Annotated in this window: 15 protein-coding genes; 7 read left to right on the top strand and 8 right to left on the bottom strand. The window is 67.1% G+C overall.

Going from position 1 to position 13,313, the window contains the following annotated elements:
- The 7 genes from I71_RS27110 to I71_RS27140 all read right to left on the bottom strand — a co-directional run.
- The coding region (locus tag I71_RS27110) for an FAD-binding protein (RefSeq protein WP_042701288.1) at positions 1–897 on the bottom strand (897 nt) is incomplete at its 3' end.
- 5 nt (positions 898–902) lie between these two features.
- Positions 903–1,298 (bottom strand): succinate dehydrogenase, hydrophobic membrane anchor protein, encoded by a 396-nt coding sequence (gene sdhD / locus I71_RS27115; protein ID WP_042701290.1) that lies wholly within the window; start codon positions 1,296–1,298, stop codon positions 903–905.
- Between the two features lie 11 nt (positions 1,299–1,309).
- A complete protein-coding gene (gene sdhC, locus I71_RS27120) occupies positions 1,310–1,699 on the bottom strand; it encodes a succinate dehydrogenase, cytochrome b556 subunit (RefSeq protein ID WP_042701292.1) in 390 nt (129 codons plus the stop codon).
- 276 nt (positions 1,700–1,975) lie between these two features.
- Positions 1,976–2,239 (bottom strand): hypothetical protein, encoded by a 264-nt coding sequence (locus I71_RS27125; protein ID WP_014248979.1) that lies wholly within the window; start codon positions 2,237–2,239, stop codon positions 1,976–1,978.
- 87 nt (positions 2,240–2,326) lie between these two features.
- Positions 2,327–3,214, bottom strand: coding sequence for a methyltransferase domain-containing protein (locus I71_RS27130; RefSeq protein ID WP_244434076.1), 888 nt, complete (start codon positions 3,212–3,214; stop codon positions 2,327–2,329).
- A gap of 37 nt (positions 3,215–3,251) precedes the next feature.
- The gene (gene rlmN, locus I71_RS27135; RefSeq protein ID WP_042701296.1) at positions 3,252–4,421 is read right to left on the bottom strand and encodes a 23S rRNA (adenine(2503)-C(2))-methyltransferase RlmN; all 1,170 of its coding nucleotides are present in this window, start codon (positions 4,419–4,421) and stop codon (positions 3,252–3,254) included.
- 77 nt (positions 4,422–4,498) lie between these two features.
- Positions 4,499–5,065 carry an invasion associated locus B family protein gene (locus tag I71_RS27140; RefSeq protein ID WP_083897424.1) on the bottom strand — a complete coding sequence of 189 codons (567 nt, stop codon included), beginning with the start codon at positions 5,063–5,065 and terminating at the stop codon, positions 4,499–4,501.
- A 232-nt stretch (positions 5,066–5,297) separates the two neighbouring features.
- Here I71_RS27140 and I71_RS27145 point away from each other — a divergent pair, with 232 nt between their 5' ends.
- The 6 genes from I71_RS27145 to I71_RS27170 all read left to right on the top strand — a co-directional run bounded on the left by I71_RS27145 (position 5,298) and on the right by I71_RS27170 (position 10,294).
- On the top strand, positions 5,298–5,672 hold the full coding sequence (locus I71_RS27145) for a response regulator (protein ID WP_042701298.1): 375 nt from the start codon (positions 5,298–5,300) through the stop codon (positions 5,670–5,672).
- Positions 5,673–5,737: 65 nt separating this feature from the next.
- Positions 5,738–7,384: an HD-GYP domain-containing protein gene (locus tag I71_RS27150; RefSeq protein ID WP_042701301.1), complete on the top strand. Its 1,647-nt coding sequence runs from the start codon at positions 5,738–5,740 to the stop codon at positions 7,382–7,384.
- Positions 7,385–7,509: 125 nt separating this feature from the next.
- Positions 7,510–7,758, top strand: a complete 249-nt coding sequence (locus I71_RS27155; RefSeq protein ID WP_042701303.1) for a DUF1272 domain-containing protein — start codon at positions 7,510–7,512, stop codon at positions 7,756–7,758.
- Between the two features lie 120 nt (positions 7,759–7,878).
- Positions 7,879–8,544: a glutathione S-transferase family protein gene (locus tag I71_RS27160; protein WP_042701315.1), complete on the top strand. Its 666-nt coding sequence runs from the start codon at positions 7,879–7,881 to the stop codon at positions 8,542–8,544.
- An 84-nt stretch (positions 8,545–8,628) separates the two neighbouring features.
- Positions 8,629–9,810, top strand: coding sequence for a M20 aminoacylase family protein (locus tag I71_RS27165; RefSeq protein WP_042701305.1), 1,182 nt, complete (start codon positions 8,629–8,631; stop codon positions 9,808–9,810).
- Positions 9,811–9,817: 7 nt separating this feature from the next.
- Complete coding sequence (locus I71_RS27170) at positions 9,818–10,294, top strand: protease complex subunit PrcB family protein (RefSeq protein WP_042701307.1); 477 nt, start codon at positions 9,818–9,820, stop codon at positions 10,292–10,294.
- Positions 10,295–10,357: 63 nt separating this feature from the next.
- On the opposite strand, the gene I71_RS27175 is transcribed toward I71_RS27170, so the two are convergent.
- On the bottom strand, positions 10,358–12,103 hold the full coding sequence (locus I71_RS27175) for a bifunctional diguanylate cyclase/phosphodiesterase (RefSeq protein ID WP_042701309.1): 1,746 nt from the start codon (positions 12,101–12,103) through the stop codon (positions 10,358–10,360).
- 522 nt (positions 12,104–12,625) lie between these two features.
- Between I71_RS27175 and I71_RS27180 the strand changes: the two genes are divergently transcribed.
- Positions 12,626–13,313, top strand: a 688-nt coding sequence (locus I71_RS27180; protein WP_042701311.1) for a universal stress protein, incomplete at its 3' end; no start/stop codon positions are given.

A 13,313-nucleotide genomic window follows, 5' to 3' on the forward strand; every position in this document is an offset into this window, starting at 1 on the left:
CTCGATGGTCATCGAGCGGGACACGACGTCGCGCGACGCCAGATCCTTGGCCGACGGGGCATAGCGCTCCATGAAGCGCTCGCCGTTGGAGTTGGTCAGGTAGCCGCCCTCGCCGCGCACGCCCTCGGTGATGAGGCAGCCGGAGCCGTAGATGCCGGTCGGGTGGAACTGCACGAACTCCATGTCCTGCAGCGGCAGGCCGGCGCGCAGGATCATGCCGCCGCCGTCGCCGGTGCAGGTGTGGGCCGAGGTCGCCGAGAAATAGGCACGGCCATAACCGCCGGTCGCCAACACCACCAGCTGGCCGCGGAAGCGGTGCAGCGTGCCGTCGTCCAGGTTCCAGGCCAAGACACCCTTGCAGACGCCGTCCTCCATGATGAGGTCGAGCGCGAAGTATTCGACGAAGAACTCCGCCTCATGCTTCAGCGACTGCTGGTAGAGGGTGTGCAGGATGGCGTGGCCGGTGCGGTCGGCGGCGGCGCAGGTGCGGTAGGCCTGGGTCTTGCCGTACTGCGCGGTCATGCCGCCGAAGGCGCGCTGGTAGATCTTGCCTTCCGGCGTGCGCGAGAAGGGCACACCATAATGCTCCAGCTCGATGATCGCCGGGATGGCCTCGCGGCACATGTACTCGATGGCGTCCTGGTCGCCCAGCCAGTCCGACCCCTTCACGGTGTCGTACATGTGGTAGCGCCAGTCGTCCTCGCCCATGTTGCCGAGAGCGGCCGAGATGCCGCCCTGCGCCGCCACGGTGTGGGAGCGGGTCGGGAACACCTTGGTGATGCAGGCGGTCTTCAGGCCCTTTTCGGCCATGCCGAAGGTGGCGCGCAGACCGGCGCCGCCGGCGCCGACGACGACGACGTCATAGGTGTGGTCGATGATGTTGTAGGCGGTCGCCATGGTCGTCAGGCTCCGATGAAGATCTTCACGACAGCCAGCACGCAGGCGGCCGCCAGGGCGAAGGACAGGAACTTGACGCCGATGATCAGCGCCATCTTCTGCCATTCGGCATGCACGTAGTCCTCGATCACCACCTGCAGCCCGGACTGGGCGTGGTGGAAGGTGACCACGGCGGTGAGGATCATCATCACGGCCGAGAAGGGCGACTTCATCCAGGCGACGAAGGCGGCGTGATCGGCACCGAGATGGCGGATGACGCCGAAGACGAACCAGACGGTCAGCGGGACGAGCGCGATCGCGGTCAGGCGCTGCGACCACCAATGTTCGGTGCCATGCTTGGCGGAACCCAGACCGCGCGCGACCTGCAGCGGCGAGCGGAGGGTCTTGCTATTGGACGCCATGTCTTATCTCCTCACCACACGGCCAGGCCGACGATCCAGGTCAGCACGGTCAGCACCGCCGTCGCGCCGAGGACGACCTTGTTGTTGCGGTCGGCATCGGTCAGCTCGAACGACTTGCCGGCGTCCCAGACCAGATGGCGGATGCCGTTGCACAGGTGGTAGTACAGCGCCGCCGACCAGCCGAGCATCAGAAGCAGGCCGAAGAAGGAGCCGATGAAGCCCTGTGCGCGCGCGAACGCCTCAGGCCCGGCGGCGGCGGCGACCAGCCACCAGACCAGCAGAAGCGTGCCCACAGCCAGCCCGACGCCCGTGATGCGGTGCGTGATGGACATGACTGCCGTCAACGGGAGTTTGTAGACTTGAAGGTGCGGGGAGAGCGGCCGACCGCTGCCGTTTGCCATTGCGTCGTCCTCTGTTCGCGGCCGGACGCGGCGCAACATGACGATTGCCGCGGCGGCTGGGTGGTGCGTGCCCTTTTGGGACGGCTGTCCCGTCCTATTGGTTGGCGCAATGAATTACGCTCCCGCAGCATCCGAGTCAACGGCGGGGGCTGGCCGAAAGTGCTGGTGTGACGATTTTGGCGCGGCGCGGGAAGTGGCTGAAAAGAAACGGGCTTCCGGTCCTGTGGTAATACCAGCGAACGAGGCCAGTTGCAGACTGCCGCGCTTGGCTCCCCGCTACTTGTCGAAGCGGCGCACGTTCTCGACCATCATCGAGTACATCTGCGTAATCAGTTCCGCCGGACGAAGGCGACCGAACGGAATGTTATCCTTCGCCCATTCCACCAGCCCCGGCGGCGGCTTCACCGGCGCCACCTCATAGCCCGCCTTCTTCAGCGCGGCGGTCACCGCCTTCGCCTGTTTGGCATAATCCTCGTTGAAGAAGGACTTGTCGGCGTCCTTGATCGCCTTGGCGATGATGTCCTCGATGGGGGCGGGCATGCCGATGATGGAACCGGGTCTGGTTGGCGGAAATGCCGACACCCTGTCACAGGCGGCGGGCTTGGCGCAATCCGGTCGCGGCGTCGCTCAGGCCGGCGTCTCCCCCCCCTGAAGCCTGCCGAGAATCTCCTGATGATCCTGCAGGGCGTGACGGAAGGGATGACGCATATGGTCCGACATCCGCTCCATCGCCCTGGCATGCAGGCGATCCCGATCCCCAAGCAGATCGGCCAGCGCGCGGATCTCGGCCATGCCATAGGCACAGCGCCGCGGCTTGGCACGCAGCAGGAAATGCATGGATCCCGCAGTTATCAGGCCGCGCCCATGACGGCGGGCGATCAGCTCCAGCGCCTTGCGGCTGTAGAAGAACACATGCTGGCCATTGTCCTCGCCGAAATAATACCAGCCCCGGTCTTGCCCGGTGTAGAGCTCGGTCGTCACGATCAGGATGTCCGGATCGAAGGCGAACAGCGCCTCGCTATCGCGCGCCGGTTCGGGAAGATGTTCCAGCACCTCGAAGGCGGTGACGACGTCCGCCCGTTCCAGCCCGGCCCGTTCGGCGGAGTGGAAAGGCACGTAGAAATTCGGCGTGTAGGGCTCATGCAGGAAGACGTTCCAACCGCGGTCCCGCATCATCCTGGCGAACAGTCCATTGCCGCCGGCCCAGTCGAGGCAGACGGCATCCGGGCCGACACCGAGCATCGACAGGATCAGGTCCACCCGCATCGACAAATCCAAGCTGCGGGCAACGATGCCGACATCGGTCAGCGGACGGGGGTCGGCATAGGCCTCGGCCAGCCAGTAGGGCTGTTCCGTCTGCATCGATCCGCAGCCGGTGCACTGGAAGAAGCCGGCCCGGTGGCGCCCCATCAAACGCAATTCGAACATCGGCACGCTGTCGGCCCCGCACAGACGGCAGGGGACCGGTGCCGGGACGCCTTGTCCGATGCCCCCTGCCCCGCCGTCCGTGACCATGGTCAAGCGCCCTTTCCCGGCGTCGTGCAAACCGCCGTCACGACGCCAGCGCCGCGTCCTTCTCCGCGATGACCGCGGCGATGGCGGCGCGTTCGGCGGCGGTCATGCGCAGGCTGGCGCTCTTCAGCTGGCCGCAGGCCGCCATGATGTCCTCGCCGCGCGGGGTGCGGACGGGGCTGGCGTAGCCGGCATTGTTGACGATGTCGCCGAAGACCTGGATCGCCCGCGCGGTCGACCGCTCATAGGGAGCGCCCGGCCATTCGTTGAAGGGGATCAGGTTGATCTTGGCCGGAATGCCTTCCAGCAGCTTCACCAGCGCCCGCGCATCGGCCGGCGTGTCGTTCACGCCCTTCAGCATCACATACTCGAAGGTGATGCGCCGGGCGTTGGACAGGCCGGGGTAATTGCGGCAGGCCTCCATCAGTTCCCGCAGCGGGTACTTTCGGTTGATCGGCATGATGAGATTGCGCAGCTCGTCGGTCACCGCGTGCAGGCTGACCGCGAGATTGACGTTCAGCTCCTCGCCGCAGCGCTCCATCATCGGCACGACGCCGGAGGTCGACAGCGTGATGCGCCGCTTGGAGATCGAGATGCCGTCGCCGTCCATGACGATCTTCAACGCCTTGGCGACGTTGTCGTAATTGAACAGCGGTTCGCCCATGCCCATCATGACGATGTTGGACAGCATCCGCCCGTCGGGCGGCGCCGGCCATTCGCCCAGCATGTCGCGCGCCAGCATGACCTGCGCCACGATTTCCGCGGCATCCAGGTTGCGCACGAGGCGCTGCGTGCCGGTGTGGCAGAAACGGCAGGTCAGGGTGCAGCCGACCTGGGAGGAGACGCAGAGCGTGCCGCGATCCTCCTCGGGGATGTGGACGCTCTCCACCTCCTGCCCGTCGGGCATGCGCAGCAGCCACTTGCGGGTGCCGTCCGCCGACTTCAGATCCGTCACCACCGTCGGCCGCGCCACGATGTAGATGTCGGCCAGCTTTTCCCGCACCGGCTTGGCCAGCGTGGTCATCTCGGTGAAATCGGTGGAGCCGCGGTGGTAGATCCAGTGCCAGAGCTGGCGCGCCCGGAACTTTTCCAGGCCGACGGACAGCATCTCGGCTTCCAGCTCTTCGCGGGACAGGCCGACAAGGTTCTTGCGTCCGTCGGCGTCGGTCGCCGGCAGAACGAAGGCGGAGGCATGATTGGAGGCGCTCATGGCCCCATTACATAGGGCCATGAGCGTGCGGAGTCAAAAGACTCTGGGGCAAAAAACCAAGTAAACCGCTGCGGCGATCAGCGCTTCACGCCACAGGCCTCGTTGATGGCGTCATAGGCCTGCCCGACGCCGGCCAGGCTGTAGGTGTCGGTCGTCTTGGTTCCGCGGCCGGACACCCCCTTCACCACCATCTGCTTGCCGTTGCGCAGCGCCGTGGTCACGGCACGGTCGGCATCGGCATCGCGGGCCCAGGCGGTCTCGCCATCGGTGAACAGCTTGAAGTCCTTGCCGTCGATGCTGACCTCGGCGTCGCTGCCTTTCTTGAACGGGTAGCCGACGATGATGCTGACGACGTCCAGCGCCTTCTCGGCCGGGCGGTGGGTGACCAGCGTGTAGATGTCGCCGCGCTTCGCCTTCGGCTCCGACTTCTTGGGCTGGCTGGAGATGTAGCACACCTTCTGGCCCTTCTCCTCGAACAGGAAGGCATTCCAGTCCTTGAAGGTGCCGAGATGGCGCGGGTCGGCGGCCGCGGCAGGCGCGGCGGTCAGACCGGCGACCATGAGGCCGGTGGCGAGAATGGTGGAGACGACAGAACCGGCAAAGACGGCCCCGGCAAATCGGCGGACGGCGTTGGGAAGCAACATCGGTCTTGCGTCTGCTCGTTGTTGGTCCGTGGGGTGCCGGCGGACACTACCCCAAAGGGACAGACCATTCCAAGACCGCCGGACCGGTGCCGGTTTGTTTCTCACAGCCGGGGCTGCACGCCGCGTGACATTTCGACTGGCCTGAAGACAATGCGGAGGCACAAACTTGCCGCTGGCGCAGACCGGGGATCACGGTATATCTGCGCCCGGCACGAACGCGACGGGGACCCGTATGGCCAAGATACTGGTGGTTGACGACGATCCGGTCACGCGCAACCTCGTCCGTGCGATCCTGAGCCAGGAGGGTCATGACCTGACCCTGTGCGCCAGCGCTCCGGAGGCCATCGGCATCCTGTATGTCGAGCGGTTCGACCTCGTCCTCACCGACATCATCATGCCGGAGCATGACGGGTTCGAAGTCATCCAAGCCGCGCGGACCCTGCGCCCGGACATGCCGGTCGTCATCCTGTCGGCCATCGACGACAAGGTCCCTGCCCAGCTGACCGCCGCCGCGTTCGCCAAGCTGGGCGTGACACGGGTCATTTCCAAGCCGGTCAATCCCACCCTGTTGGCGTCGGAGGTGGTGGCGGCACTTGTCACCGGTTGAATAGATGCGGTGATGGGATTACTCTTACGGATGCGCACCGCACACGCGCAACCGCCGGGAATGACATGCCGCAAGACGCTGCACTGGAAGAGACGGGTGGTCCGGCTGCCAAACCTCCATTCAAGGTTCTGGTTGTCGATTCCGACCCAGCGCTGCTGGCCACTGCCCGATTGGCGCTGGACGGTCTGACCATCGACGGCGCCGGAGTCGAATTGACAGGAGCCGCCTCCGCCGCCGAAGCGTGCGAGGCCCTGCGGCGGCAGGCCGACACCGCGCTGATCCTGCTGGAAACCGCGCTGGAAACCCCCAGGGCCGGGCTGGAGCTGTTGGACCATCTGCGGCGCGAGCTGGGCAACCGGCGCACCCGCATCCTGGTCTGCACGGATGACCGCATTACAGGGACGGAAGACGAGGAAGAGGCCATCGCCGCCAACGACATCGGCGACTGGCGGGTGAAGGCGGAGCTGACGCCCCGCGCCCTGCGCACCGCCGTCGCCGGCCAGCTGCGCACCTTCGCCAGCCTCCAGGCCTTGGCCGCGGGACGCAAGGGGCTGGCCCGCATGCTGGTCGCCACCACCGGCCTGCTGGAGATGCGCACGCCCGACGTGCTGTTCCCCAACATCCTGCCGCGCGTGATCGGACTGCTCGGCATCGGCCATCATGCGCTCCTGTGCATCCAGGGCGACACGCTGCCGCGCGACCGCAAGATCCGCGTGCGCGCCTCCACCGGCCGCTTCGCCAAATGGAAGGACGTCGAGGTCGCGGACCTCGGCGAGCCTCGGGTGGAAGCGGCGCTGGAGCGGCTGTCCCCCGGCAGCGAGACGATCGTCGAACCCGATTTCTGCGCGCTCCTCCTGCGCGCGAACGGCGGCATCACCGGCATGATCTATGTGGAGGGCAGCAACGACGGCAACGCCCGCGAATGGCAGCTGATGGAGCTGTTCCGCAACAAATGCTCCATCGCCTTCGAGAACGCCCTGCTGATCGAGGAGCTGAACACCTCGCAGAAAGCCACCGTCCTGGCGATGGGGGCGCTCGCCGAATACAAGGACAACGCCGCCACCGGTCATCTCCAGCGCATCGAGAGGCTGGTCGGCTCCATCGCCCGCGAATTGCACGGGCAGGGGAGGTTCCGCGACGAGCTGGACGCCGACTTCGTCGAGAAGGTCGGTCTGGCGGCCCTGCTGCATGACGTGGGCATGCTGAGCGTGTCGGACGAGACGCTCGGCATGCCCGGCGAGCTGACCGGCATCGACATGCAGCGGATCCAGCGTCACACCGAGATCGGCCACCGCATCCTGGCCGAAGCGGCGGTGCCGCTGCGCGGCCGGTCGCTGCTGTCCATCGCGGCGGAGATCGCGCGCTACCACCATGAGCGCTACGACGGCTCGGGCTACCGGGAGGGGCTGCGCGGCAGCGCCATCCCGATCGGTGCCCGCATCATGGCGGTGGCCGACGTGTTCGACGCGCTGATCACCAGCCGCCAATACCGCAGTGCCTGGGCGGTGGAGGACGCCATCGCGTGGATCGTCGACCGGTCGGGACGCGACTTCGACCCCGAGGTGGTCGACGCCTTCGTCCATGTCATCCGCCGCTTCCAGACCGACGATCCGGGCTGGTTCCCGAAGGCGGGCGGAAGCCACGGCATGCTGGGCGGCGCCATAGGCCGCAAGCTGCGCGCCCTGTTCGGCCGACGGGCAGAGGCGATGTAGAGTCCCCGTCGGGGAAGGTCCATCGCTTTGGCAGGATCTTGACGGCCATCGGCATCCACGCCACTCACCCTGGCGTGCGAAGCCCGCTATCCTCCCTGGCCTATCCCCGAACCGGAGACCACACCATGCTGGAGCTGCGCCCCAACTGCGAATGCTGCGACCGCGATCTGCCACCCGAGGCGACGGACGCCTATATCTGCTCCTTCGAATGCACCTTCTGCGCCGACTGCCGCACCCGACTGCCGGGAGAGCGCTGCCCGAACTGCGGAGGCGAACTTGTGCGGCGGCCGATCCGCCCGAAGGCGAAGCTGGCGGCCAACCCGCCGTCGATGGTCAGGATCGTAAAACCGGACGGTTGCGCCTCGCTGTTCTGACTCCCGGAATTGCCCGTTCTGCCGCTGGTGCTGTCGCTGGCGTTCGCCGCGCAAATCGGCCAGACTGGCGTCATCGCTCCCGGGATCAGGCCCCGGACGGAGCGCAGGGACCGCCACAGCATGCTCACACTTTACAGCTTCCCCACGCCCAACGGACGCAAGGCCTCCATCCTGCTGGAGGAGTTGGGACTGCCCTACCGCGTCCACCGCGTCGATCTGGCCGCCGGCGAGAACAAGCGGCCGGATTTCCTGGCGGTCAGCCCGATCACCAAGATCCCGGCACTGGTCGAAGAACTGCCCGGCGGCCGGGTGCGGCGCCTGTTCGGTTCCGGCGCCATCCTGCTGCATTACGCCGAGCGCACCGGCCGGCTGCTGCCGGAGGACGAGGACGAGCGGGCGGAGGCGATGAGCTGGTTCATGCTGGGCATCAGCGACCTCGGCCCGACCGCCATCGACATGCAGCGTTTCGCCGCGCGGTCGCCCGACCGCATCCCCCATGCCATCGACCTGTACAAGGGCGAGCTGATGCGCTGCTACGCGGCACTGGAGGAGCGCCTGGGCAAGGCGGAACATCTGGCCGGCCCGTCCTATTCCATCGCCGACATCGCCTGCTTTCCGTTCATCGCCGCCGCCGCGGTGGCGGGGGGCGGGCTGCTGGAGCGCTTTCCCAACCTGAAACGCTGGCATGACGCCATCGCCACAAGGCCGGCGGTCCAGCGTGGAATGGCGATTCCCGATATGACAGCGTCCGACATGACAGCGTCCGACACGGCCGCCTCCGGCTGAACGATCCGGCCCCGTCGTCCCCTCGCCCTTCCCACCCGGTTTCCCCCGAACGCCCGCCGGCCGTTCCAACCAGACGTTAGAGACATGCCGATCAACACCCGCATCGCCGCCTTCCAGGACGACATGACCGCGTGGCGGCGCGACATCCACGCCCACCCGGAACTGGGGTTCGAGGAGAAGCGCACCTCCGACATCGTCGCCGCGAAGCTGGAGGAGTTCGGCATCGCCGTGCATCGCGGGCTGGGCGGGACCGGCGTGGTCGGCACGCTGACGGGGCTGGGCACCGGCAGCGGCCGGGCGATCGGGCTGCGTGCCGACATGGACGCGCTGCCGATGCCCGAGGCCAACGATTTCGACCATGCCTCGCGCCATGCCGGCAAGATGCACGCCTGCGGCCATGACGGGCATACCGCCATGCTGCTGGGCGCCGCCCGCTATCTGGCGGAGACCCGGAACTTCGACGGCACCGTCCACCTCATCTTCCAGCCGGCCGAGGAAGGGCTTGGCGGGGCGAAGCGGATGATCGACGACGGGCTGTTCCGGCAGTTCGACTGCGAGCAGGTCTATGGCCTGCACAACTGGCCGGAGCTGCCGGCCGGCCAGATCGCCGTCCATCCCGGCCCGGTGATGGCGGCGGCCAACCAGTTCGAAATCCATGTGACCGGCCATGGCGCCCACGCCGCCATGCCCCACCGCGGCATCGACCCGGTGCTGGTGTCCGCCCATATCATCACCGCGGCGCAGAGCCTGGTCAGCCGCGGCACCAACCCGGCCGAGAGCGCCGTGGTGTCGATCACGGTGGTGGAGGCCGGGACCGCGGCCAACGTCATCCCCGACAGCGCACGGATGCTCGGCACCATGCGCACCTTCTCGGAAGAGAACCACCGCCGCATCCAGGAACAGTTCGGCCGCCTCGTCTCCAGCATCGCCGAAGGGCTGGGCGCCAAGGCCGAGCTGCGTTTCCGCCCCGGCTATCCCGCGACCGTCAACAGCGAGCCGGAGGCCCGCATCGCGGCAAGCGCCGCCGCCAGGGTGGTCGGCGAGGAGAATGTGGTCTGGGCGCCGCCGCCGACCATGGCGGCGGAGGATTTCGGCTATATGCTGAAGGAGCGGCCGGGCGCCTACATCTGGCTCGGCCATGGCGGCCATCGCGGCCCGGCCTGCCGCCTGCACAACCCGCATTACGACTTCAACGACGCGATCCTGACCACCGGCGCCAGCTATTGGGCGTCGCTGGTCGAGACGATCCTGCCACGGAGCGCCTGACCGTCCCATGACGCTGCCATCCCGTCTCCGTCCGATCCCGCTTCTGATCCCGCTTCTGTTCGCTCCCGCACTGCTTCTGGCCTCCTGCCAGTCCGGCGGCGGCACCGACGGCAACCTGCTGCCGGCACAGGCGGAGGCCGGCACCGTCTGGCAGGGCGACCGCAGCAGCGCCGCCGAGCGCGCTTATGTCGTCGCCCGCGACTCCGGCGAATGGAGCGCGCTGTGGGCGCGGGTCGGCGAGCCGGCCCCGTCCTCGCTGCCCGGCGGGCGGATGGCGGTGGCGGTGTTCCTGGGGCCGCGCGATACCGCCGGCTATGGCGTCACAATCGACAGCGTGAAGCAAACGGGCGACGACCTGATCGTCGGCTATCACGAGATGGTGCCGGGCCCGGCGCAGGCGGTAGCGCTGAACCGCACCAGCCCCTTTGCCATCCGCCTGCTGCCCAGCGTGGCGGGGACGCCGAAGTTCGTTCGGGGGAAGTGAGGTCCGGGAGTTCGGGGATGAGGCGAGGCCGTTAAACCACGCTCAACGCCATCGAACGCCCCCTCACCGCGGCATCTGCCACGGCAACTCCCCGCCCACCAGCTTGCCCGCCTCTTCCGGCGGCAGCGGACGGGCGAAGTGGTAGCCCTGGCCATAATCGCAGGCCAGCGCCCGCAGCAGGTTGGCATCGGCGCTGGTCTCGATGCCTTCGGCGATCACGTCGAAGCCCAACAGGCGCGCCAGATCCATGATGATGCGGACGATGGCGCGGTTTTCCTCCGACTGATGCATGGCCGAGACGAAGGACCGGTCGACCTTCAGGCTGTCGATGGGCAGCTTGTGCAGGTAGGACAGCGACGAATAGCCGGTGCCGAAATCGTCGATCGACAGCTTGATGCCCAGCGCCCGCAGGTCGCGCAGCAGGCGGATCGACTGTTCCGCCTTGTCCATGACGGCGCTTTCCGTCAGTTCCAGCTTGATCCAGGATGGTTCCACCCCGGTCTCGCGCAGGACGTCGCGCACGACCTGGACGAAGTTGGGGTCGGACAGCTGGTGGGTGGACAGGTTGACGCTCATGAACAGCGGGGCGGAGCCCGGTTCGCGGCGGTCCTGCCACGCTGCGATCTGCAGACAGGCCTGACGCAGCACCCAGGTGCCGAGCGACACCACCAGACCGGTGCTCTCGGCGATGGGGATGAAGATGCCGGGCGGGATGTTGCCCCGTTCGGGGTGGTTCCAGCGCATCAGCGCCTCGAACCCGGCCAGCCCGCCGGTCACCATCTCCACGATCGGCTGGTAGGCCACCCACAGGTCGCTGCCCGAGACCAGGGCGCTGCGCAGATCATGCTCCAGCCGCACCTGCTCGACCACATGGGAGTGCATCGCCGGGTCGAACCACGCCTGCCGGCCGCCGCCCTGTTCGCGGGCGCGGGCGGTGGCGATCTCGGCATCGCGCAGCACATCGTCGGGACGTTCATGGGTCGGCATGGAGACGGCGACGCCGATGCTGGCGGACAGGAACACCGTGCCGCCGGAACTGGAGCGGGCGGAGCGCACCACGGCGCCCAGATCGTCGATGGCGCTTTCCAGCGCCGCCCGGTCGCAGGCTCCGCCCGCCAGCATGGCGAAGGCATGGTCGCTGACACGGGCGATCAGGTCGAAGGCGGTGGCCTGCGCCGCCATCCGCTGGGCCAGACCGTCCAGCACCTCGTTGGCGAAGCCCTGGCCCATACTGCTGCGGATTTCGGCGAAGCGGTCGATGTCCAGGATGACGAGCGTGAAAGGCTCGCCCATGTTGCGGTAGTCCGCCATGTGCTTCAGCAGCATCAGGCGGTTCGCCAGCCCGGTCACCGGATCGTAGTAGGCAAGCCGGAACAGGTCGTCCTGCACCTGCCGGCGTTCGGTCATGTCCTGAAGGACGACGAAGTAGCCGGCGATGCTGCCGTCTTCGAGCCGGTGCGGAGCATGCAGCCGCATGACATAGCGTTGCTGGCCGTCGGCCTGGGTGATCCACCCTTCCGTCTGCAATGTCTCGCCTGCCAGTGCGCGTTGGGCCAGCGCCATGGTGCTGCGCTGCAGCTCGGGCCCCAGATGCGTACCGATGGTGGTGCCGACCGCCTGCTCCAGCGTCGTCCCCATCATCTGCAGATAGGCGCGGTTGGCGTAGATGTGCCGCCGCTGCGGGTCCATCAACGCCACCTTCACCGTCATGGCGTCGAGAACCTGACGCAGGGCGTCAAGCCCCGGCGCGCCGGAAGTGGCACCCGATAAAGCGTCGGCCAGCGCGGTGATTCGGGGATCGGGACTCATGGCGAGGATAGAGCGGGGTACTCATCAGGAAATCGATACCCAACACTTACGCGAAGTGTCACCCGCCCGTCAAAACCAAAGCGGCCATAGTGCAGCAGAGCTTGGACATTTCTACAGGCGATGGGACGGAGACACATAGGCATATCCATGGGCATAATATAGTATTCGCTCAAGCCGTGGTTGCACAGACATGGCAGGTACAATCAGGATTTTCTCTTCCGTTGTGGCAAAACTCAGGAGTTCTCTTGGAGCTTTGTCCAACCGACAACTGCTTGCGATTGCATTGCCGGCCGAAGGATCAGGCCGCCGGTTTCCCTTGTGCAGTGCAGGAACGCGGCGATGGCATGGCTGTACCCTGTAATGGAAGGGCATCGGTGGCCGCAGGCGGATTTATACTGCCAACACAAGTGGGGCCAAGGACGCGGAGGATGCCGCCCGGCCCGGCCCGGCGCCGCCCTGACCGCCACTGCCCCCGAAGCCCCGACGAAGGGCAACGATCAACTTTTGGGCAGGACTCACGCCATGGCTCTCAAGGATTTCCTGGTCGTCGTCGATGACACGCCCGCGTCCGCAGCGCGTCTCGACCTCGCGGCACGGCTCGCAGTGCGGTGCGATGCGCACCTGACCGCGCTCTATACCTCCACCGATACGATGCTCCCCGGCTACATCGAACTCGAAATCCCGCAGGAGCTACGCGAAAGCCGCCGCCAGAGCCAACAGGACCAGACGAACCGGATGCAGGCGGTCTTCGACGACGTCATGCGCCGCCACGGACTGAGCGACCGGTCGGAATGGCTGGTGCAGGAAGGCGATCCGACCATCACCGCCGCCGTGCGCGGCCGTTACGCCGATCTGGTCGTGGTGGGCCAGCCCGATCCGGACCGCGACCGTGACCAGCCGGTCGCCCAGCCCGCCGACCTCCTGTTCGAGTGCGGCCGGCCGCTTCTGGTCGTGCCCTATGCCGGACGCTTCTCGTCGATCGGCGAGCGGGTGCTGGTGGGCTGGAACGGCAGCCGCGAGGCGGCACGCGCCGTCGGCGATGCCCTTCCCCTGCTGACCGCCGCCAAGCGCGTGGTGGTGATGGCCGCGAATCCGAAACCCGGCCCGAACGGCCTGGGCGACGAACCCTGCGCCGACATCGCCCGACACCCTGTCCCGCACGGCTGCCGTGTCGAGGCCACCCATGTCGCCACTGACGTGGTGGAACCCG

The organism is Azospirillum sp. B506 (assembly GCF_000333595.1).
Taxonomy (GTDB): Bacteria; Pseudomonadota; Alphaproteobacteria; order Azospirillales; family Azospirillaceae; genus Azospirillum.